General features: G+C 71.3%; 19 protein-coding genes and 1 pseudogene. 9 read left to right on the top strand and 11 right to left on the bottom strand.

The annotated features are described in order from the left end of the window. The first annotated feature begins 68 nt into the window (after positions 1 to 68). The 3 genes from JWN97_RS02615 to JWN97_RS02625 are packed head-to-tail and all read left to right on the top strand — an operon-like array spanning position 69 to position 3,577. On the top strand, positions 69 to 782 hold the full coding sequence (locus JWN97_RS02615) for a succinate dehydrogenase cytochrome b subunit (protein ID WP_297617760.1): 714 nt from the start codon (positions 69 to 71) through the stop codon (positions 780 to 782). Positions 783 to 812: 30 nt separating this feature from the next. Continuing rightward, complete coding sequence (locus JWN97_RS02620; protein ID WP_297617828.1) at positions 813 to 2,834, top strand: fumarate reductase/succinate dehydrogenase flavoprotein subunit; 2,022 nt, start codon at positions 813 to 815, stop codon at positions 2,832 to 2,834. Then, positions 2,834 to 3,577: a succinate dehydrogenase/fumarate reductase iron-sulfur subunit gene (locus tag JWN97_RS02625; RefSeq protein ID WP_297617763.1), complete on the top strand. Its 744-nt coding sequence runs from the start codon at positions 2,834 to 2,836 to the stop codon at positions 3,575 to 3,577. The genes JWN97_RS02620 and JWN97_RS02625 overlap by 1 nt, the downstream gene beginning before the upstream one ends. Positions 3,578 to 3,744: 167 nt before the next feature. Here the strand turns inward: JWN97_RS02625 and JWN97_RS02630 are convergent, their stop codons facing one another. The 4 genes from JWN97_RS02630 to JWN97_RS02645 all read right to left on the bottom strand — a co-directional run bounded on the left by JWN97_RS02630 (position 3,745) and on the right by JWN97_RS02645 (position 6,442). Then, positions 3,745 to 4,548: a hypothetical protein gene (locus JWN97_RS02630; RefSeq protein ID WP_297617766.1), complete on the bottom strand. Its 804-nt coding sequence runs from the start codon at positions 4,546 to 4,548 to the stop codon at positions 3,745 to 3,747. Next, complete coding sequence (locus JWN97_RS02635) at positions 4,545 to 4,691, bottom strand: hypothetical protein (protein ID WP_297617769.1); 147 nt, start codon at positions 4,689 to 4,691, stop codon at positions 4,545 to 4,547. The genes JWN97_RS02630 and JWN97_RS02635 overlap by 4 nt, the downstream gene beginning before the upstream one ends. Positions 4,692 to 4,869: 178 nt before the next feature. Next, the gene (locus JWN97_RS02640; protein WP_297617772.1) at positions 4,870 to 5,931 is read right to left on the bottom strand and encodes a YhjD/YihY/BrkB family envelope integrity protein; all 1,062 of its coding nucleotides are present in this window, start codon (positions 5,929 to 5,931) and stop codon (positions 4,870 to 4,872) included. Between the two features lies 1 nt (position 5,932). Next, positions 5,933 to 6,442: a 2'-5' RNA ligase family protein gene (locus JWN97_RS02645; protein WP_297617775.1), complete on the bottom strand. Its 510-nt coding sequence runs from the start codon at positions 6,440 to 6,442 to the stop codon at positions 5,933 to 5,935. A gap of 61 nt (positions 6,443 to 6,503) precedes the next feature. Between JWN97_RS02645 and trpS the strand changes: the two genes are divergently transcribed. The 4 genes from trpS to JWN97_RS02665 all read left to right on the top strand — a co-directional run bounded on the left by trpS (position 6,504) and on the right by JWN97_RS02665 (position 10,171). Then, entirely contained in the window at positions 6,504 to 7,553 is a 1,050-nt protein-coding gene (gene trpS, locus JWN97_RS02650) for a tryptophan--tRNA ligase (RefSeq protein ID WP_297617778.1), read from the top strand. Positions 7,554 to 7,633: 80 nt separating this feature from the next. After that, positions 7,634 to 8,335, top strand: a complete 702-nt coding sequence (locus JWN97_RS02655; protein WP_297617791.1) for a DUF4328 domain-containing protein — start codon at positions 7,634 to 7,636, stop codon at positions 8,333 to 8,335. A gap of 142 nt (positions 8,336 to 8,477) precedes the next feature. Further along, complete coding sequence (locus JWN97_RS02660) at positions 8,478 to 8,993, top strand: sigma-70 family RNA polymerase sigma factor (RefSeq protein WP_297617794.1); 516 nt, start codon at positions 8,478 to 8,480, stop codon at positions 8,991 to 8,993. Beyond that, on the top strand, positions 8,990 to 10,171 hold the full coding sequence (locus tag JWN97_RS02665; protein WP_297617797.1) for a hypothetical protein: 1,182 nt from the start codon (positions 8,990 to 8,992) through the stop codon (positions 10,169 to 10,171). The genes JWN97_RS02660 and JWN97_RS02665 overlap by 4 nt, the downstream gene beginning before the upstream one ends. 56 nt (positions 10,172 to 10,227) lie before the next feature. Here JWN97_RS02665 and JWN97_RS02670 read toward each other — a convergent pair whose 3' ends face one another. From JWN97_RS02670 to JWN97_RS02680, 3 genes are all read right to left on the bottom strand, one after another. Continuing rightward, positions 10,228 to 10,386 carry a hypothetical protein gene (locus tag JWN97_RS02670; RefSeq protein ID WP_297617800.1) on the bottom strand — a complete coding sequence of 53 codons (159 nt, stop codon included), beginning with the start codon at positions 10,384 to 10,386 and terminating at the stop codon, positions 10,228 to 10,230. Between the two features lie 103 nt (positions 10,387 to 10,489). After that, on the bottom strand, positions 10,490 to 11,737 hold the full coding sequence (locus JWN97_RS02675) for an MFS transporter (protein ID WP_297617805.1): 1,248 nt from the start codon (positions 11,735 to 11,737) through the stop codon (positions 10,490 to 10,492). 68 nt (positions 11,738 to 11,805) lie between these two features. Continuing rightward, positions 11,806 to 14,019 carry an NADP-dependent isocitrate dehydrogenase gene (locus tag JWN97_RS02680; RefSeq protein ID WP_297617808.1) on the bottom strand — a complete coding sequence of 738 codons (2,214 nt, stop codon included), beginning with the start codon at positions 14,017 to 14,019 and terminating at the stop codon, positions 11,806 to 11,808. Between the two features lie 170 nt (positions 14,020 to 14,189). Here JWN97_RS02680 and JWN97_RS02685 point away from each other — a divergent pair, with 170 nt between their 5' ends. After that, on the top strand, positions 14,190 to 15,311 hold the full coding sequence (locus tag JWN97_RS02685; protein WP_297617811.1) for an MIP family channel protein: 1,122 nt from the start codon (positions 14,190 to 14,192) through the stop codon (positions 15,309 to 15,311). Here JWN97_RS02685 and JWN97_RS02690 read toward each other — a convergent pair. Further along, complete coding sequence (locus JWN97_RS02690; RefSeq protein WP_297617814.1) at positions 15,308 to 15,991, bottom strand: hypothetical protein; 684 nt, start codon at positions 15,989 to 15,991, stop codon at positions 15,308 to 15,310. The two genes, JWN97_RS02685 and JWN97_RS02690, sit on opposite strands and share 4 nt — an antisense overlap. 109 nt (positions 15,992 to 16,100) lie before the next feature. Between JWN97_RS02690 and JWN97_RS02695 the strand changes: the two genes are divergently transcribed. Beyond that, entirely contained in the window at positions 16,101 to 17,090 is a 990-nt protein-coding gene (locus JWN97_RS02695; protein WP_297617817.1) for a malate dehydrogenase, read from the top strand. An 87-nt stretch (positions 17,091 to 17,177) separates the two neighbouring features. On the opposite strand, the gene JWN97_RS02700 is transcribed toward JWN97_RS02695, so the two are convergent. From JWN97_RS02700 to purH, 3 genes and pseudogenes are all read right to left on the bottom strand, one after another. Beyond that, entirely contained in the window at positions 17,178 to 17,537 is a 360-nt protein-coding gene (locus JWN97_RS02700; protein WP_297617819.1) for a DUF3017 domain-containing protein, read from the bottom strand. A 1-nt stretch (position 17,538) separates the two neighbouring features. After that, a pseudogene (locus tag JWN97_RS02705) lies at positions 17,539 to 18,384 on the bottom strand (bifunctional methylenetetrahydrofolate dehydrogenase/methenyltetrahydrofolate cyclohydrolase); the annotation flags it as partial. Between the two features lie 188 nt (positions 18,385 to 18,572). After that, positions 18,573 to 20,144, bottom strand: coding sequence for a bifunctional phosphoribosylaminoimidazolecarboxamide formyltransferase/IMP cyclohydrolase (gene purH, locus JWN97_RS02710; protein WP_297617822.1), 1,572 nt, complete (start codon positions 20,142 to 20,144; stop codon positions 18,573 to 18,575). Positions 20,145 to 20,236 lie beyond the last annotated feature (92 nt).

Genomic DNA, 20,236 nt, shown 5'->3' on the forward strand with positions numbered 1-20,236 from the left:
ACGCGCCCAGCAAAACGTCACACGGCCTCGGCGCGTCGGTTGCGCGAGCGGGGCGATACGGTGAATGGGTGGCAACCCAACTCACTCCCCCGACCCTCGTGAAGGGCGCGCGGGCCTCGCGCACCACCATCGCGCTCAAGCTCGGCATGGCGCTGAGCGGGATCATCTTCCTGGGCTTCGTGCTCGCGCACATGTACGGCAACCTCAAGGCGTTCGGCGGTCACGACGCCTTCAACGAGTACGCCGAGCACCTGCGCGAGATCGGCGTGCCGATGCTCCCCCACTCGGGGCTCCTCTGGATCCTCCGAGTCGGCCTAATCGCAGCGCTCGTCGTGCACGTCTACTGCGCCGTCGTGCTGTGGCGCCGGGCCGCTCGCGCCCGGACGACCAAGTACGTCATGAAGAAGCACACCGGCGCCACCCGCGCCAGCCTGATGATGCGCTGGGGCGGGGTGACCATCTTGCTGTTCCTGGTCTGGCACCTCCTCAACTTCACGATCGGCAAGGTCAACGTGCAGGGCGGGGCGACCAACGACCCCTACAACCTGCTCGTCGACACGTTCGACGTCTGGTGGCTGACCCTGATCTACATCGTGGCGATGCTCGCCCTGGGTGCGCACCTGCACCACGGGATCTGGAGCGCCGCCCAGACGCTCGGCTGGACCGGCACCGCGGCCAAGCGCCAGCGGGCCAAGGCGATCGGCTTCGTCATCGCGCTGATCGTCTCGGTCGGCTTCTCCCTCGTCCCCCTCGGCGTCCTCGCCGGCATCATCACCAAGTAAGGGATCACCTTCGTGAGCCACGACATGGACATGCCCGACACCATCACCGCGGCGGAGGCGTCGGTCTCCGGTTTCCTCGACGGCGACTACGACGACGCGGCCGGCTACTACACGCCGGGCGCGCCGATCGCCGACACCAAGGCGCCCGACGTCCCGATCGAGGAGCGCTGGCAGACGCGCAAGTTCGAGGCGCGACTGGTCAACCCGGCCAACCGCCGCAAGCTGTCGATCATCATCGTCGGCACCGGTCTAGCCGGAGCCTCCGCCGCGGCGACGCTCGGCGAGGCCGGCTACCGGGTGAAGTCCTTCTGCTACCAGGACTCCCCGCGCCGCGCGCACTCGATCGCCGCGCAGGGCGGCATCAACGCCGCGAAGAACTACAAGGAGGACGGCGACTCGGTCCACCGTCTCTTCTACGACACCGTCAAGGGCGGCGACTACCGCTCGCGCGAGTCCAACGTCTACCGGCTGGCCGAGGTCAGCGCCAACATCATCGACCAGTGCGTCGCGCAGGGCGTCCCGTTCGCCCGCGAGTACGGCGGCCTGCTCGACAACCGCTCGTTCGGTGGCGTCCAGGTCTCGCGCACCTTCTACGCCCGCGGCCAGACCGGCCAGCAGCTGCTGATCGGCGCCTACCAGGCCCTCGAGCGCCAGGTCGCCGCCGGCACCGTGACGACGTACACGCGCCACGAGATGCTCGAGCTCGTCGTGGTCGACGGCAAGGCGCGCGGCATCATCGCCCGCGACATGGTCACCGGCGCGGTCGAGACCCACCTCGCCGACGTCGTCGTCCTCGCCTCGGGCGGCTACGGCAACGTCTTCTACCTCTCCACCAACGCGATGGGCTGCAACGTCACCGCCGCGTGGCGCGCGCACCGCAAGGGCGCCTACATGGCCAACCCGTGCTTCACGCAGATCCACCCGACCTGCATCCCCGTGTCCGGCGAGCACCAGTCCAAGCTGACGCTGATGTCGGAGTCGCTCCGCAACGACGGCCGGATCTGGGTGCCCAAGAACCAGGCCGACTGCGAGAAGGACCCGCGCGACATCCCGGAGGAGGACCGCGACTACTTCCTGGAGCGGATCTACCCCTCGTTCGGCAACCTGGTCCCCCGCGACATCGCCTCGCGCGCCGCGAAGTACATGTGCGACGAGGGCCGCGGCGTCGGCCCCAAGGTCGACGGCGTACGCCGGGGCGTCTACCTCGACTTCGCCGCGGCGATCGAGCGCCTGGGCCGCGACGGCGTGGAGGAGAAGTACGACAACCTCCTCGACATGTACGAGCGGATCACGGGCGAGAACCCCTACGAGGTCCCGATGCGGATCTACCCCGCCGTGCACTACGTCATGGGCGGCCTGTGGGTCGACTACGACCTGCAGTCGACCATCCCCGGCCTGTTCGTGACGGGTGAGGCCAACTTCTCCGACCACGGCGCCAACCGCCTCGGCGCCTCGGCGCTGATGCAGGGCCTGGCCGACGGCTACTTCGTCCTCCCGCACACCATCCGCGACTACCTCGCGGACGGTCCGTTCGAGGAGATCCCCGAGGACCACCCGGCCGTCGTCGAGGCCCGCGAGTCGGTCACGAGCCGCATCGACCACTTCCTGTCGGTCAACGGCACCCGCAGCGTCGACTCCTACCACCGCGAGCTCGGCAACATCATGTGGGAGTACTGCGGCATGGAGCGGAGCGAGACCGGCCTGAAGAAGGCGATCGACCTGATCCGCTCGCTCCGGGACGACTTCTACCGCAACGTGAAGGTCCTCGGCAGCGCCGAGACCCTCAACCAGTCGCTCGAGAAGGCCGGCCGCGTGGCCGACTTCTTCGAGCTCGGCGAGCTGATGTGCATCGACGCCCTCAACCGGCGCGAGTCCTGTGGCGGCCACTTCCGTGTCGAGTCGCAGACCGAGGACGGGGAGGCGCTGCGCCACGACGAGGAGTACGCCTACGTCGCCGCGTGGGAGTGGGCCGGCGACGACACCGCCCCCGTCCTGCACAAGGAAGAACTCGTCTACACCGCCATCGAGATGAAGCAGCGGAGCTACAAGTAATGAACCTGACCCTGAAGATCTGGCGCCAGCCCGACACCGAGACGGCGGGTGCCATGCACACCTACCAGGTCTCGGACGTGTCGCCGGACATGTCCTTCCTCGAGATGCTCGACGTGCTCAACGAGCAGCTCAACGACAAGGGCGAGGAGCCGATCGCCTTCGACTCCGACTGTCGCGAGGGCATCTGCGGCGCCTGCGGTCTGATGATCAACGGCGACGCGCACGGGCCGGAGGTCACCACGACCTGCCAGCTCCACATGCGCTCGTTCAGCGACGGCGAGACCATCACCATCGAGCCGTGGCGCTCCGACGCCTTCCCGGTGCTCAAGGACCTCGTGGTCGACCGCAGCGCCTTCGACCGGATCATCCAGCAGGGTGGCTTCATCTCGGTCAACACCGGCTCGGCTCCCGAGGCCCACTCGGTGCCGGTGCCGCGTGACGACGCCATGCGCGCCTTCAACGTCGCCACCTGCATCGGTTGCGGCGCCTGCGTCGCGGCGTGCCCCAACGGCTCCGCCTCGCTCTTCATGGGTGCCAAGATCACTCACCTCGGCGAGCTCCCGCAGGGCCAGCCGGAGCGCGACAGCCGCGTGGTCAACATGGTCGCCCAGCACGACCACGAGGGCTTCGGTGGTTGCACCAACATCGGTGCCTGCACCGCCGCCTGCCCCAAGGAGATCCCGCTCGACGTGATCTCCCAGCTCAACAAGGACCTGCGCACCGCGCTCAAGCACGGCCACTGATCGTCCCGCGGTCCGCCCCCGGGCGGTGATCCAGCCACATTTCGTGGCTGCGAAGTGTGGCTCCATCACCGCTGCGGGGCGTGTCTCGACAGACGCGCCCCGCAGCGGTGGTCCACCCACATTCCTGAGCGCGAGAAGGTGGCTCCACCACCGCCCACCGGTGGGGGTCAGGCGGCGCGACGGGGACGTACGACATCGGACAGTGGCAGGAACAGGGTCGCCCAGAGTCCCCCGAAGTCGGGCGGCGGCCCGTCGTACCCGCGACGCACCAGGGCCGCGTGCACCCGCCGGACCGTCGCCTTCGGTGAGCGCATCCGCTCCTTGGTGATCAGCTCGTAGGTCACCTCGTGTCGGCGATAGGCGGCGTACCGATCGATGTCCGCGTTGTACTGACCGCGGTCCTCCTGGTGCTGGCTGCCTTCGTACTCGACAGCCACGCCGTACGGCTCGTACCACTGGTCCGGGGCGACCTCGAGCCCGGGTGCGAGCTCGATCGTCTGGTTGACCTCGGGGATCGGGACGCCGGCGCACACGACGTACGCCAGCAGCTCCGCCTCCGGCAGCGAACGAGGTCGGCCGTCGAGGAAGGGCAGCACGTACGTCGTCTCCGGCACGCCGCGGCGCCCCTTCTCCTCGGACAGGACGAGCTCGAGCGTGCCCGGGTCGAGGAGCTCCAGGTGCAGCAGCATGCAGCCGACCTTGATGGCATCGATGGTCCGCGACTCCGCGCAGTGGGCGATGAACGCGGCCTCCGCGCTGGTGCCGTCGTCGTCGCTCGACGGCATCTTCACAGTCCGATGCAGGAAGACCCCGTCGAGCGTCAGGTGCAGGTCTCCCTGGACCACGAAGTGCAGCGGCGATCGCGGGCCGCCGACGTCGACCCCGAGCTCCTGCAGTCGCGTGGCGCCGGTCGTGCGGGCCGAGGCGGGAAGGGCAAGACGAGCAGCGGCTACCCGGTCCTCGCACGTCATCGTGTGTGGTCGCGGTGGCAGTAGACCCCTTTGTGCAGCCTGCGGAACCGGCTGCCCTCGACGACCCGCGCGGGGATGCCGGCGTCGAGCGCTGCGGTGCGGTCGAACGGGCCGCCGAGGAATCCGTCGGGAAGGCTGAACATCTCCCGATTCCGCCACAGCCGTCGGCAGCGGCACCGCGCTCCGGAACCACCTGTGGACGGGAGCCGATCGATCCGGCCTGTGGACGGCTGGCGGCTCATCACGGCCACGTCAGCAGCGGTGATCCAGCCACCCTCTGGAGCAACCGGAATGTGGCTCCAGCACCGCCCGACCGGGGACCTAGGGCCGGCGGCGGCGCACCAGGGCGACGAGGCCGAGCATCGCGGCAGCACCCGCCGCAAAGGCCGACGCGGCCGACGTGGGAGCCGAGCCCGCCGACCCGGACGCGCGTACGACGCCCGCTGCCGCCGCGAGGTCGATCCGCGGGCCCTCGACGGTCTGCTCGGCCACCATCCGCGCCGCGCGCGCGGCGCGGGCTTCGGGCGAGGTGTGCGCCCAGGAGGCGGCGTACACGACGACGCGGGAGAAGTAGTTGATCCACACCACGAGGATCAGCGCGATGCCGAAGGCCTGGAAGGCGTCGGAGTCGGCGGTGGACTTGAGCAGGTAGGTGGAGAGCTGCTTGAGCAGCTCGAAGGCGACGGCGCCGAGGAGGGCTCCCGACCAGAGCGAGCGGGTGGGCACCTCGGGGGCGGCCAGCAGCCGGAAGAAGGCGAAGAAGAGCACCGCGTTGGCCCCCAGCCCCAGCACGATGGCGAGCGCGCCGAGGAACCAGCCCGCCACCGGACCCAGCTCGAGGAGTTCGAGGATCGGCCCCAGCAGCTTGGTCGTCACCCCGGAGACCGCGACGCTGACGACGAGCACCGAGCCGAGCGTCAGCAGCGCGAGGATGTCGCGCACCTTGCCCATCACGAAGCTGGGCTGCTCGCGCGGCGGCTCCTCGAAGACGGCGACCAGGGCCTGGCGCATGCCCGAGAGCCAGCCGAGGCCGGAGTAGAGGGTCAGCAGGATGCCGACGCTGAAGATGCCGGGAGCGGCCGCCTGGAGCGTCTCCAGCGCGACGCCGTTCGGAGGTCCGACGAGCCCAGGCAGCATCGAGTTCGCAGCGTCAACCAGCGTGTCCTGCGCGGCGGGGTAGACCTTGGCGACCTGACCGAAGATCGCGAAGGAGAGCGCCAGGATCGGGAAGAACGAGAGGAACGCGAAGTAGGTCACCGCGCCGGCGAGGGCGCTGCCCTTGACCTTCCCGTAGTGCTCCACCATCCGCACGAGGTGGTCGACGAACGGGCGTCGCTCGCGCAGGCGCGCGATGCGCTCCTTGGCTGCCGAGACGAGGGACATCTCAGCCGAGGGCGTACTGGTGGGTGGGCTGCCAGCCGTTGCGCTGGTCGTGGACGTAGAGGGAGAAGGCGTCCACGGCGAAGCGGCAGTCGAAGGCGGACAGCTCGTCGAAGGCCCGGTCGAGCGCCTGGTCGTCGAGGTGGTGGGCGATCGTCACGTGGGGGTGGTAGGGGTAGTCGAGCTCGACCGCGAGCGGACCCTGCCGTACGGCGTCGGCGAGCACCTCGCACGCCGAGATCCCTTCGGCCAGGGTGACGAAGACGACCGGCGATATCGGGCGGAACGTGCCGGTGCCGCGCAGGTGGATGTCGAAGGGCTCCACGGCCGCCGCCGCACCCGCCAGGTGCTCGGTCACGGCGTCGAGCTCGGCGTCGTCGACCTCGGCCGGCGGGATGAGCGTGATGTGGGTCGGGATGTGCGCCGCAGTGGTGTCGCCGACGGAGGTGCGGTAGTCCTGGAGCTCGGTGGCCCAGGGCTCCGGGATCGCGATGGCTACTCCGATGGTCGGCACCCCACGGACCCTACAGAACCCCTTCGCGGCGCCGGGCAGCCGCGTGAGAGGATCGGCCGTCGTGAGTGACACCTTCCGCGCCGCCCAGTCCCGCAGCGACGCCATCGAGCAGCAGATGGTCGACGATCCGGCCTCGCTGCGCATGCTGACCGGGGACCGTCCGACCGGAGCGCTGCACATCGGCCACTACTTCGGGTCGATCCGCAACCGCCTCCGGCTCCAGGACAGCGGCGCGGAGATCTGGCAGCTGATCGCCGACTACCAGGTGATCACCGACCGCGAGGTGGCCGGCGACATCGCCGGCAACGTGCGCAACCTGCTGCTCGACAACATCGCGGCCGGCCTCGACCCGGAGAAGGCGACGATCTTCACCCACTCCTCGGTGCCGGCCCTCAACCAGCTGATGCTGCCGTTCCTGAGCCTGGTCAGCGTCGCCGAGCTCCAGCGCAACCCCACGGTCAAGGACGAGGCCAGGTCGGCGGGCATCACCTCGATCGGCGGGCTGCTGCTGACCTACCCCGTCCACCAGGCCGCCGACATCTTGTTCTGCAAGGCCAACGTGGTCCCGGTGGGCCGCGACCAGCTCCCCCACCTCGAGCAGACGCGGGTCGTGGCGCGCCGCTTCAACGACCGCTACGCCCCCGTCTTCCCCGAGCCGGGCGCGCTGCTCTCGGAGGCCCCGCTGATCCTGGGCACCGACGGCACCAAGATGAGCAAGTCCAAGGGCAACGTCGTCGAGCTGCGGATGACCGCGGACGAGACGGCCAAGAAGCTCAAGGCCGCCAAGACCGACAGCGACCGGGTCATCACCTACGACCCCGACCACCGCCCCGAGGTCGCCAACCTGCTCACCCTCATCGGCCTGTGCGAGGGCGTCGAGCCCGCGGTCGTCGCCGAGGAGATCGGCGACGGCGGGGGCGGGGCGCTCAAGCGACGTCTCACCGACGCGATCAACACCCAGCTCGCGCCGCTGCGCGCACGGCGTACGGAGCTCGAGGCCGACCCGGGCTACCTCCAGGACGTGCTGCGACGCGGCAACGAGCGCGCCAACGAGGTCGCCGAGACCACCCTCGACGAGGTCCGCGCGGCGATGGGCATGGTCTACACCTGATCCGCCGCTGACCGGCCCGCCGCGAGGTAGTGTCCCGCCGAGCGACGAGCCGTCGTCGCACCGATCGGGGGATCCAGCACATGAGCGAGCCTGCACCCCAGCCGTACGCCTTCGGGGCGGTGCCACCCGCCGCCGCGCCAGGGGTCCCGACGGGCCTCGCGGTGACCGCGCTCGTGCTGGCGGCCGTCTACACACTCGTGGAGGTGCTGCTCTTCCTGGCCTCGTTCGGCGCCGCCGAGAGCTACGGCGCGGCCGCCCGCGAGGGCGCCGACGTGGCCACGGTCTTCACGGCCTACGACGTGGTGGGCATCGGCTACGTCGTGCTGCTGCCGCTGTGGATCGTGACGAGCCTCTTCCTCCAGCGCGCCCGTGCTCGGGCCGTGGCGCTTGCCCCCGACTTCCCCCACCGGCGCGGGCCCGTGTGGACGTGGCTCGGCTGGGTGGTGCCGGTGGTCGGGCTGTGGTTCCCCTACCAGGTGGTGCGCGACCTCGTCCGCAACGCCTGGCGGGACGCGTGGGGCGACCAGGAGCAACGGCTCCACCTGGGGTTCTGGTGGACGACGTGGGTCCTGGCGCTGGTCGCCAGTCAGATCACGTCGCGGGTGATTCCGTGGTCGGGCGTGCCCGACGCGGACGCCGTGGCCCTCCTCCCGCTCCTCCACGGGACCACCGCCGTCGCGACCGTGGTCGGCCTCGTGCTCTGGGTGCGCATCGTGACCTCGCTGCTCCACGCGCTCGAGGCGCCACCGCATGTGACCGCCGTCACAGAGCCGGCTAAGTGACTCACCAGTAGGTTCCGGACGGTTCGCCGGGCTGCCGCAGCTCAGCAACTGCTGGCTGCTCTAGCCGCTTCCCGCGCGGATGCAACCGGCCCGCCCTCCCACGAGTCGTCCTCATGAGAGCCGATGAGCGGGAGGGTGGGCCATGCCCCGGACGAGTGCGGTGGACCGCGTGCAGGAGGTCTATGCCACGTCCTACCGCCGCCTCGTCGGACAGCTCACCGGCGTGACCGGCGACCCCGAGGAGGCCGAGGACGCGGTCATGGAGGCCTTCGCGCGGGCGGTGAACTCGTCGCGCTCCTTCCTCGCCGCGGACAACCCCGAGGCCTGGCTGCGCACCGTCGCGGTCAACGTCACCCGCACCCGCTGGCGACGCAGCCGGTACTTCCGCGACGTCAGCCACCGCGTCGCCCCCGACCCGCGGGTGGGGTCGTACGACGACCTGCCCGACGACCGCCTCGCCCTGCTGGCGGCGCTGCGGCAGCTGCCGGCGGCCCAGCGCGAGGCGATCGCGCTGCACCACCTCGCCGACCTGCCGGTCCACGAGGTCGCCGAGACCGTCGGGGCGCCTGTCGGCACGGTCAAGGCACGGCTCGCCCGGGGACGCGCGGCCCTGGCCGTGCTGCTCGCCGAGCCCGACACCCAGAGGAGCCCCCGATGAGCCTGCCGACCGACTTCCACCGCGAGATCTCGGAGCGGGCGGAGCAGCCCGGCTTCGACGTCGTGCTCGAGCGGGCCCGCGGCCACCGGCGGCGCCGTCGTACGTCGCTCGCGTCGGGCGTCGCGGCCGCGGTCGTGGTCGCCGGGCTGGCCTTCGCCGTCAGCGGCCCCGGGGACGAGTCCCCCGACCCGGCCCCGCCCGCGCCGACCACGCCCTGGGACGGCACGTCCGAGGTGGACCCCCGGCTGCCCGGCAGCGTCCGGGTGATCCTCGAGAACAAGCGGCTCGACCTGTGGGCCGTCTCGGGCTCCGGCGGCGTGGCGGCCCTGTGGCGCGGGTGCGACGTGGAGCCCTGCACGTTCGCCGTGGTCATCCGCGACGGCGACCAGGTCGTCGGGTCGACCCTCGGGGCGTCGCTGCCACGGATCTCGCCCGTGCCCGGTGGGTGGCTCTACGAGGACACCCGCGGGATCAGCATGCTGAACCCGGCCGGCGGGCGGGATCCGGTCTACGTCATCGACTCGCGCGCCACGGACGTGATGGCGGGTGACACTGTCGTCGACACCAGCGACGGCCCCCGGCTGCTGCGGGGCACCAAGGTCATCGGGATCCCGACGCCGTCGGGGCGCGAGGCCGTCAGTGCCTACGTCACGCCGGACGGCCGGATGGTGGCGGCCACGGGTGCCGGCGGCGGCGTCCTCGTCGCGGCAACCGACGACGGCCGGACCTGGGACAGCGCGCTGCCGTCGCACACCAGCGAGCCGGTCAGCAGCGTGATGGTCGCCGGGCACGGTGACCACGTCGCCGTCGCACTCCTCGGCGACGCTCCCGACGGATCGATCCCGGTCCTCGAGGTGCAGGTGTCCCACGACGCCGGCCGCACGTGGACCTGGGTCCGGGGCCTCGACACCGACGGTGGCGACCGGGTGCGCGACCCGTCGTCGATGGCCGTCACCGCCGACGGGCTGGCCTTCCTGGCCACCGCGTCGCACCACGTGATTCGCATCGACACCGACGGCGACGCCCTCCCCGTGCAGCTCTCGTCGTTCGACGCGAGCGTCTTCGAGCTCGCGGGCACCGTGTGCGCGGTCAGCGAGCGGGGCCGCTACGACCAGCTCTCGTGCTCCACGGACGGCGGCACCAGCTGGTTCGGGCAGCCGCTGCCGGGTCTGCGGTGACGGCCTGCCACCTCGGACGCGCCTCGGACGCGCCTCGGACGCGCCTCAGGCGCGCCTCAGACGACCCAGCCGACGTTGTCCGCGACCAGGTCGGCCATCGGGTAGATCCCGCGGATGTCCTGGCGGCGCTCGAAGAGGTTGACGACGTCGTGCACGTTGCGGTCGGCCAGCTCGCGGCGACGCTCCATCTCGTCGTAGATCGTCTCGTCTTCCATGTCCCCACCTCCGGATCCTTCGGGCGGCTCGTCCGCCCCCGTGACTTGGATCGTTCCAAAGTCAGTTTAAGCAGGAGTTCCGGCTGTGTTAACTCCAGGAAAATCAGCCGGAGGTGACGGCGCCGTCTCGCACGTGCATCCGTGCCGAGACGAGCAGGATCGCGACGCCGGCGAGCGACAGCGCGAGGCCCACGAGGGCCGGGGCGCGCAGGCCCCAGCCGGCGGCGATGACCAGGCCGCCCAGCCAGGCGCCCAGCGCGTTGGCGATGTTGAGCGAGGCGTGGTTCATCGCGGCGCCCAGGGTCTGGGCGTCGCCGGCGACGTCCATCAGCCGCAGCTGGAGGTTGACGACGAGCACCGACCCCAGCGTGGTGATGAGGAAGACGACCGGCAGGGCGGCCCAGCCGTGCGGGGCGGCGACCCAGAAGGCCAGCATCGTGGCGGCCATCCCGACGCCGCCGATGATCAGGGAGCGGAAGATCGACCAGTCGGCCATGATCCCGGCCAGGAAGGTGCCCGCCACCATGCCGAGGCCGAAGGACAGCAGGAAGATCGGGACGGCCCGCTCCCCCAGCCCGGACACGTCGGTGACGACCGGCGCGATGTAGGAGTAGACGGCGAACATGCCGCCGAAGCCGACGGCACCGGCGAGCAGCGTCAGCCAGACCTGCGGCACCTTGAAGGCGGCGAGCTCGCGACGGCCGCTGGCCGCGGCATCGCCCGCGACGGACGGGACGAACCAGGTCACGAGCGCCAGCGTCAACACGCTCAGCCCGGCGGCGGCCCAGAAGGCCGAGCGCCAGCCGAGCTCCTGGCCCAGCAGCGTCGCCGCCGGAACCCCGAGCACATTGGCGACCGACAGCCCGAGCATCACCTGTGAGACCGCGCGTCCCTTGCGGGAGGGGCGGGCCATGCTCGCCGCGACGAGGGAGGCGACGCCGAAGTAGGCGCCGTGCGGCAGGCCGGCCGCGAACCGCGCGAGCATCAGCTGCTCGTACGACGTCGCGAGGGCGCTGACGCCGTTGCCGACGGTGAACGCCGCCATCAGCGCGATCAGCAGCGCGCGCCGGGGCAGGCGGGCGCCGAGGAAGGCCAGGAGCGGGGCACCGACCACGACCCCGACGGCGTACGCCGAGATCACGTGGCCGCCGGTCGGGATGGAGACGTCCACGCCCGCGGAGATCTGCGGGAGCAGGCCCATCGTGACGAACTCGGTGGTGCCGATCGCGAAGCCACCCATGGCCAGCGCGACCACGGCGAGGCCGAAGTGTCGGGCGGTCACCGAGGGGACGTCGAGGTCCTCCGACGGAGGATGCCCGGGACGATCGGTGGCGGCGGTGGTCGTGGTCATCACCTCCTGCAAGACAGGACCCCCGAGGAGGTATTCCCCGGGGGTCCTGGATGTGACGCGGGTCGCGGTCAGCCGATGGTGGCGATGGCCTCGTTGAAGGTCTCCGACGGGCGCATGACCGCCTCGGCCTTCGCCGGGTCGGGGCGGAAGTAGCCGCCGATGTCGGCCGGCTTGCCCTGGACGGCCAGCAGCTCGTCGACGATCTTCTGCTCGTTCTCGCGCAGCGTGGTGGCCAGCGCGGCGAACGCGGCGGCCAGGTCGGCGTCGTCGGTCTGCTTGGCCAGCTCCTCCGCCCAGTAGAGCGCGAGGTAGAAGTGCGAGCCGCGGTTGTCGATGGTGCCGAGCCTGCGGCCGGGCGAGCGGTCCTCGTTGAGGAACGTCTCGGTGGCCCGGTCGAGGCTGTCACCCAGCAGCTCGGCGCGCTGGTTGTCGTCGTACGACGCGAGGTGCTCGAGCGACGCGGCCAGCGCGAAGAACTCGCCCAGGCTGTCCCAGCGGAGGTAGTCCTCCTTGACCAGCTGCTGCACGTGCTTGGGCGCCGAGCCGCCGGCGCCGGTCTCGAACAGGCCGCCGCCGTTCATCAGCGGGACGATCGAGAGCATCTTGGCGCTGGTGCCGAGCTCGAGGATCGGGAAGAGGTCGGTGTTGTAGTCGCGCAGCACGTTGCCGGTCACCGAGATGGTGTCCTCACCCTTGCGGATCCGCTCCAGCGAGTACGTCGTCGCCTCGGCGGGGGGCATGATCTCGAGGGTCAGGCCCTCGGTGTCGTGCTCCGGGAGGTAGGCCTCGATCTTGGCGATCAGGTTGGCGTCGTGGGCGCGCCGCTCGTCGAGCCAGAAGATCGCCGGGGTGCCGCTGGCGCGGGCGCGGGTGACGGCGAGCTTGATCCAGTCGCGGATCGGCGCGTCCTTCGTCTGGCACGCGCGCCAGATGTCGCCGGCCTCGACGGCGTGGGACATCAGCACGTCACCGGCCGCGTTGCGGACCTCGACGGTGCCGGAGGCGGGGATCTCGAAGGTCTTGTCGTGCGAGCCGTACTCCTCGGCCGCCTTGGCCATCAGTCCCACGTTGGGGACCGAGCCCATGGTGGCGGGGTCGAGCGCGCCGTGCGTGCGGCAGTCGTCGATCGCGGCCTGGTAGACGCCGGCGTACGACGAGTCGGGGATCACCGCGAGGGTGTCCTGCTGCTGGCCGTCGGCGTTCCACATCTGGCCCGAGGTGCGGATCATCGCCGGCATGGACGCGTCGATGATGACGTCGGACGGGACGTGCAGGTTGGTGATGCCCTTGTCGGAGTCGACCATCGCGAGCGCGGGGCCCGCGGCCAGGCCGGCCTCGAAGGCGGCCTTGATCGCGGCCCCGTTGTCGAGGGCGTCGAGGCCGGACAGAATGGCGCCCAGGCCGTCGTTGGCCGACAGGCCCGCGGCGGCCAGCTCCTCGCCGTACTCCGCGAAGACGTCGGCGAAGTAGGCGCGCACGACGTGGCCGAAGATGATCGGGTCGGAGACCTTCATCATGGTGGCCTTGAGGTGGGCGGAGAACAGGACCCCGTCGGCCTTGGCCCTGGCGACCTGGGCCTCGAGGAACTCGTCGAGCGCCGCGGCGCTCATGAAGGTGCCGTCGACGACCTCGCCGGCGAGGACCTTCAGCCCCTCCTTGAGCACCGTCTCCTCGCCGCCGACGCCCACGTGCACGATCGAGAGGGTGTCTTCGGCGTCGAGGACGACCGACTGCTCGTTGCTGAAGAAGTCGTCGTGGCCCATGGTCGCCACCGCCGTCTTCGAGTCGCTGCTCCAGGCGCCCATCGAGTGCGGGTGCGACCTGGCGTAGTTCTTCACCGAGGCGGGCGCGCGGCGGTCGGAGTTGCCCTCGCGCAGGACCGGGTTGACCGCGGAGCCCTTGACCTTGTCGTAGCGGGCGCGGGTCTCGCGCTCCTCGTCGGTCTGCGGGTTCTCGGGGTAGGGCGGCAGGTCGTAGCCCTGCGACTGCAGCTCGGCGATCGCCGCCTTGAGCTGCGAGATCGAGGCGGAGATGTTGGGGAGCTTGATGATGTTGGCCTCGGGCTTGGTGGCCAGCTCGCCCAGCTCGGCCAGGGCGTCGTCGACGCGCTGCTCGGCCGTGAGCCGGTCGGGGAACTGCGCGAGCACGCGCGCGGCCAGGGAGATGTCACGGGTCTCGACCTCGACACCGGCGGTCTTCGCGTAGGCGGCGATGATCGGGAGGAACGAGTACGTCGCGAGCAGCGGCGCCTCGTCGGTGTGGGTGTAGATGATCTTGGCCATGGGTACGACAGCTCCTGGGTGGTCGGTCCGGCGATAACTCTTGACGTCAAGATACCTGACGTGGCGTGGGGGTGCGACTCGCCTACCCTCGCACCCCCGCCAGCGACGCGGCTAGGCTTCCGACCGGCCTACGCGGGGTACGGCCACCACGACTGGGAGGACTGCTCACCATGAGCGACACCATCGACACACCGACCACCGGCCAGAAGTTCACGGCCGAGACGCTGGGCACCTTCGTCCTGGTCTTCTTCGGCTGCGGGGCGGCCGTCTACAGCGGCGGCGACCTCGTCGCGACCGGGCTGACCTTCGGCCTCACCGTCGTCGTCATGGCCTACGCCGTCGGTCGGATCTCCGGCGGCCACTTCAACCCGGCTGTCACGCTCGGGGCCGTCCTCGGTGGCCGCCTCCCGTGGAACCAGGCCGGCCTCTACATGGCCGCCCAGCTCCTCGGCGGACTGCTCGCCGGCGCCGTCCTCTTCGGCCTCGGCCACGGCTTCGAGGGCTTCAGCGCCGAGGGCAACATGGGGCAGAACTTCTTCGGCGACCAGGGCTCCGGCTTCGCGTGGTGGGCCGCCCTGCTGCTCGAGATCATCCTCACCGCCGTCTTCTTGTGGGTGATCCTCGCGGTCACCGACGAGCGCAACGAGGTCAACGTGGCGCTCGGCCCGCTGGCGATCGGCCTCGCGCTGTCGATGATCCACTTCGTCGCCATCCCCCTGACGGGCACCTCGGTCAACCCGGCCCGCTCCATCGGCGTGGGCGTCTTCGCCGGCACCGACGCCATCGTCCAGCTCTGGCTGTTCGTCGTCGCCCCGCTCGTCGGCGCGGCCATCGCCGGTCTCACCTACCCCGTCCTGTTCGGCCAGGGTGCCGAGCCGGTCGCGGGGTCCGGCCTCAACTTCGGCGGCGGGCGCAAGGGCAACCAGTTCGTGCCCGGCAGCTACGAGGCCCAGTGGAACCAGGGCCAGCAGGGTGGCTGGGGCCAGCCCGGCGCCGCGTGGGGCGCTCCCCCGCAGCAGCAGTGGGGCCAGCCCACCCCGTCCCAGCAGCCGCAGCAGCAGCCCGACCCGGCGTACGGCGCACCGCAGGGCCAGCCCGGCCAGTGGGGCCAGCCCCAGCAGCCGACCCCCCACCCCGGCCAGCAGCAGCCCGGCCAGCAGCAGCCCGGCCAGTGGGGCGCCCCGCCGGCCCAGCAGCCCGGCCAGCAGGGCGTGCAGCCCGGCGAGCCCGGGCACTGGGGCAACCCGGAGGGCGACGACGACGGCCGCACCCAGGTGCGCCGGCCCGACTAGTCGTCGAGCACGGCCTGCCAGCCCGCGTCGAGGTCCTCGACGCTGACCAGGCCGACCCCCGACTCGTAGACGTTGCGCGTCGAGGTGTCGGCCTCGTCGCGCGTCTGCACCATCTCGCGCGACTGGTCCTCGACGGTCGTGCTCGCCTCCCGCAGGTCGGCCAGGCGATAGGTCAGCCACCCGTCGCCCAGGCGCGGCTCGGCGGGCATCGCCAGTCCCGCCTGCGCGTTGCCCTCGCCCGCACGCCAGCTGATCCCGGGGAGCTGGTCCAGGCCCACCAGCCAGACGTTGCCGTCGTCGTCCTGGGCGTAGAACCGCGTCTCCTCCACGTCCCGGTCGTCCCCGTCGAGGTCGGTGACCGTCCGGACGGCGGTGGCGGTCAGTCCGGCGACGTCGCTCGTCGTGTCGAGGACCTCGGCGTCGATGGTGCCCAGCGTCCGACCGCCCTCGGTCACGTCGTAGTGCCACGCCGCGCCCGGCTCCAGCGCGAGCCACGGGTTGTCGACCGTGTCGACGAAGTCGCCCGGGGCCGGCGACGGGGTCGGGATCTCCAGGCCGTTGATCCCCGGGGAGTCGTACGGCGCGGGCTGGCCGAGTCCGGCACACGCCGAGAGCCCGCCGAGGAGGAGCATTCCACCGAGCCGCGCGGCCGCGCGGCGTCGTCGTACGGCGGGGGGCATGGGCGCCAGCATGCCAGCCGCACACCAGCCCGCCACGAGCAGCACCGGAGGCGCTGCTAGCGTCAGCAGGACACCACGCTCGCGCTCACCTCACGAGGAGAAACCCACCGTGACCTCCGCTGAACCTCTCAAGGTCGCCGTCACCGGCGCCGCCGGCCAGATCGGCTACAGCCTGCTCTTCCGCCTCGCCAGCGGTGCGCTGGCCGCGGACCGCCCGATCGAGCTGCGACTGCTCGAGATCGAGCCCGCCCTCAAGGCGCTCGAGGGCGTCGTCATGGAGCTCGACGACTGCGCGTTCCCGCAGCTCGCCGGAGTCCAGATCGGCTCCGACGCCGAGAAGATCTTCGACGGCGTCAACCTCGCCCTGCTCGTCGGCGCCCGCCCGCGCGGCCCCGGCATGGAGCGCGGCGACCTGCTGTCGGCCAACGGCGCGATCTTCACCGCCCAGGGCAAGGCCCTCAACGCGGTCGCGGCCGACGACGTACGCATCGGGGTGACCGGCAACCCGGCCAACACCAACGCCCTCATCGCGATGAGCAACGCCCCCGACATCCCGCGCGAGCGCTTCTCCGCGCTGACCCGCCTCGACCACAACCGCGCGATCTCGCAGCTCGCGGCCAAGACCGGCGCGCGCGTCACCGACATCAAGAAGATGACGATCTGGGGCAACCACTCCGCGACGCAGTACCCCGACCTCTTCCACGCCGAGGTCAAGGGCCAGAACGCCGCCGAGCTCGTCGGCGACCAGGCCTGGCTGGAGAACGACTTCATCCCGACCGTCGCCAAGCGCGGCGCCGCGATCATCGAGGCCCGTGGCTCGTCCTCGGCCGCCTCGGCCGCGTCGGCGACCATCGACGCCGCTCGCGACTGGCTGTCCGGCTCGGCGCCGGACGACTGGGTCTCCATGGCCGTCGTCTCCAGCGGCGAGTACGGCGTCCCCGAGGGCCTCATCTCGTCGTTCCCGGTGACCACCTCCGGTGGCGACTGGTCGATCGTCGAGGGCCTCGAGATCGACGAGTTCTCCCGCGCCCGGATCGACGCCTCCACCGCCGAGCTCGCCGAGGAGCGCGCCGCGGTCACGGAGCTCGGCCTGATCTGATCCACGCCACGCCACACACCGAGCGGTGCGTGACGCAGGTTCCGGACACCGGAGACCTGCCTCACGCACCGCTCGTGCGTTGTCGGGTCAGAACCCCGGCTGGTCCGGGATCGAGCCCGCGAGGAAGATCAGCGATCCGCCGAGCAGGAGGAGGATCACCGCGTCGAGCGCCTTGTGGCGTACGGCGAGCATGCCGGCGTCGCGCGACCTCAGCAGCAGGCGTACGCCGGCCGCGAAGACGAGCGAGCCGCCCATCAGCCGGATGCCGGTGCGCCACTCGTCGAGGGCCACCACCAGCACGAGCGAGACGACGACGACCGCCAGCACCAGCACGTAGAACGCTCCCCCGATGGTCGAGGGGTAGCGGCGCGGCTCGTCGGGATCGACCGGCTCGGCCGAGACGGGTTCCACCGACTCGGGTGGCTCGAGATGATCCGGCTCCGTCATGTCAGGCCCGGACGGACTTCTCGGCGATCTCGACGATGTTGGTCAGCAGCATCGCGCGGGTCATCGGACCGACGCCCTTGGGGTTGGGCGAGACCCAGCCGGCCACGTCCCACACGCCCGCGTGCACGTCGCCGGTGACCTTGCCGTCGACGCGCGAGACTCCCACGTCGAGGACCGCCGCGCCGGGCTTGACCATGTCGGCGGTGATGATGCCGGGCACCCCGGCGGCGGCCACGACGATGTCGGCGTGCCGCACGTGCGCGGCGAGGTCGACGGTGCCGGTGTGGCAGAGCGTGACGGTGGCGTTCTCGGACCGGCGGGTGAGCAGCAGCCCCAGTGGCCGGCCGACGGTCAGGCCACGTCCGACGACGACGACCTCGGCCCCGGCGATCTCGACTCCGTGCCGGCGCAGCAGCTCGATGACGCCGACCGGCGTGCACGGCAGCGAGCCCTGCTCGCCGAGCACGAGCTTGCCGAGGCTGACCGGGTGCAGCCCGTCGACGTCCTTGTCCGGGTCGACCCGCGACAGCAGGGCGAACTCGTCGAGGCCGGTGGGCTGCTGGACGAGGAAGCCCGTGCAGGCCGGGTCGGCGTTGAGGGTGTCGATCACGGCCTCCACCTCGGCCTGGGTGGCGGTGGCCGGCAGGTCGACGCGGATCGACTCGATGCCGATCTCGGCGCAGTCCTTGTGCTTGGCGCCGACGTACCAGTGCGACCCGGGGTCGTCGCCGACCAGCACGGTGCCCAGCCCGGGGACGACGCCCCGCTCGCGCAGCCTGGCCACGCGTTCGGTCAGCTCGGCCTTGATCACCCGCAGGGTGGTGGTGCCGTCGAGCTTCTGTGCAGTCTCGTGCTCATCCTTTCACTCACGCGTCGGTGGTCGAGTGCCGCGCACCCCTCGGTGGTCGAGCGCCGCGCACCACTCGGTGGTCAGGCGCCGCGCACCCCTCGGTGGTCGAGCGCCGCGCACCCCTCGGTGGTCGAGTGCCGCCGAGGAACGAGGCGATGCATCGAGACCCGCGGCCCCGCCGCGGCTCAGTGGTAGAAATGTCTGGTGCCGGTGAAGTACATCGTCACGCCGGCCGCCTTCGCGGCCTCGATGGTGAGCTCGTCGCGCACCGACCCGCCTGGCTGCACGATCGCGGCCACACCGGCGTCGATGAGGATCTGCGGGCCGTCCTCGAACGGGAAGAACGCGTCGGAGGCGGCCACCGAGCCGGCGGCCCGCTCTCCCGCCCGCTGGACGGCGAGCCGGCACGAGTCGACCCGGTTGACCTGCCCCATGCCGACGCCGACCGAGGCGCCGTCGCGGGCGAGCAGGATCGCGTTGGACTTGACCGCTCGGCAGGCCTTCCACGCGAACGCGAGGTCGGCGAGCAGCTCGGGCGACGCCGCCTCGCCGGTGGCGAGGGTCCAGGTCGCGGGGTCGTCTCCGGGGGCGTCCACCGCGTCGCGCTCCTGGGCGAGCAGCCCGCCGGAGACCGGCCGCAGCTCCACGCCACCGCGCACGGCCGGCACGCACTCGAGGACCCGGATGTTCTTGCCGCCCCGCGGCAGGGACTGGAGGACCTCGACGGCGCCGTCGTCGTACGCCGGTGCCACGATCGCCTCGGTGAAGGTCTCGCGCATCGCCTCGGCCATGGCCACCGACACCGGTCGGTTCACCGCGATGACGCCACCGAAGGCGGACGTCGGGTCGCACGCCGCCGCCTTGGCGTACGCGTCGGCCGCGTCGGAGCCGACGGCGATGCCGCACGGGTTGGCGTGCTTGATGATCGCGACGGCCGGCTCGTCGAAGTCGTACGCCGCTCGTCGCGCCGCGTCGGCGTCGACGTAGTTGTTGTAGGACATCTCCTTGCCGTGCAGCTGGGTCGCCTGCGCCAGCCCCGCGCCGACGTCGTTGGTGTAGAGGACGGCGGCCTGGTGCGGGTTCTCGCCGTAGCGCAGCACGGCCTGCCGCTCCCAGGTCCCGCCCATCCACGCGGGCGCGCCGGACCCGTCGGTGGTGTCGGTGAGCACGTTGCTCATCCACGTGGCGACGGCCACGTCGTACGACGCCGTGTGCACGAACGCCTCCGCGGCGAGCCGCTGGCGCTCGGCCAGCGTGAACCCACCGGCCAGGGTGGCCGCCAGCACGTCGGCGTAGCGCTCGGGCGACGTGACGATCGCGACCGACGGGTGGTTCTTGGCGGCGGCGCGGACCATCGACGGGCCGCCGATGTCGATCTGCTCGACGCACTCGTCCGGGCCGGCGCCGGAGGCGACGGTCTGGGTGAACGGGTAGAGGTTCGAGACGACCAGCTCGAACGGCTCGACGCCGAGGTCCGCGAGCTGCTGGACGTGGGTCTCGAGGCGCCGGTCGGCGAGGATGCCCGCGTGCACCTTCGGGTGCAGGGTCTTCACCCGGCCGTCGAGGCACTCGGGGAAGCCGGTGAGGTCCTCGACCCTGGTGACCGGCAGGCCGAGCTCCTCGATGAGGGCGGCGGAGCCGCCGGTCGACACCAGCGCGACGCCGGCCTCGTGCAGCCCCCTGACGAGGTCCTCGAGGCCAGTCTTGTCGTAGACGGAGACGAGGGCTCGCCTGATCGGGATCCGGTGGTCACTCATGGACTGCACTCCTGCTCGGGTGGAGGAGCACCCAGGCGGTCGATGCTCCCGACGTCACTCCCTGGTGGTCGACCCACCTGCGCCAGTCGTGT

It is taken from the genome of Nocardioides sp. (assembly GCF_025965415.1).
GTDB lineage: Bacteria > Actinomycetota > Actinomycetes > Propionibacteriales > Nocardioidaceae > Nocardioides.

Bases quoted from the DNA above. Each gene is read 5' to 3' on its own strand.
- JWN97_RS02700 (WP_297617819.1), bottom strand. From the start codon at position 17,537: ATGACGGAGCCGGATCATCTCGAGCCACCCGAGTCGGTGGAACCCGTC.
- JWN97_RS02665 (WP_297617797.1), top strand. From the start codon at position 8,990: ATGAGCCTGCCGACCGACTTCCACCGCGAGATCTCGGAGCGGGCGGAG.
- JWN97_RS02670 (WP_297617800.1), bottom strand. From the start codon at position 10,386: ATGGAAGACGAGACGATCTACGACGAGATGGAGCGTCGCCGCGAGCTG.
- JWN97_RS02635 (WP_297617769.1), bottom strand. From the start codon at position 4,691: ATGTTCAGCCTTCCCGACGGATTCCTCGGCGGCCCGTTCGACCGCACC.
- JWN97_RS02660 (WP_297617794.1), top strand. From the start codon at position 8,478: ATGCCCCGGACGAGTGCGGTGGACCGCGTGCAGGAGGTCTATGCCACG.
- purH (WP_297617822.1), bottom strand. From the start codon at position 20,144: ATGAGTGACCACCGGATCCCGATCAGGCGAGCCCTCGTCTCCGTCTAC.
- JWN97_RS02625 (WP_297617763.1), top strand. From the start codon at position 2,834: ATGAACCTGACCCTGAAGATCTGGCGCCAGCCCGACACCGAGACGGCG.
- JWN97_RS02675 (WP_297617805.1), bottom strand. From the start codon at position 11,737: ATGACCACGACCACCGCCGCCACCGATCGTCCCGGGCATCCTCCGTCG.
- JWN97_RS02680 (WP_297617808.1), bottom strand. From the start codon at position 14,019: ATGGCCAAGATCATCTACACCCACACCGACGAGGCGCCGCTGCTCGCG.
- JWN97_RS02620 (WP_297617828.1), top strand. From the start codon at position 813: ATGCCCGACACCATCACCGCGGCGGAGGCGTCGGTCTCCGGTTTCCTC.
- JWN97_RS02640 (WP_297617772.1), bottom strand. From the start codon at position 5,931: ATGTCCCTCGTCTCGGCAGCCAAGGAGCGCATCGCGCGCCTGCGCGAG.
- JWN97_RS02655 (WP_297617791.1), top strand. From the start codon at position 7,634: ATGAGCGAGCCTGCACCCCAGCCGTACGCCTTCGGGGCGGTGCCACCC.
- JWN97_RS02690 (WP_297617814.1), bottom strand. From the start codon at position 15,991: ATGCCCCCCGCCGTACGACGACGCCGCGCGGCCGCGCGGCTCGGTGGA.
- JWN97_RS02685 (WP_297617811.1), top strand. From the start codon at position 14,190: ATGAGCGACACCATCGACACACCGACCACCGGCCAGAAGTTCACGGCC.
- JWN97_RS02630 (WP_297617766.1), bottom strand. From the start codon at position 4,548: ATGACGTGCGAGGACCGGGTAGCCGCTGCTCGTCTTGCCCTTCCCGCC.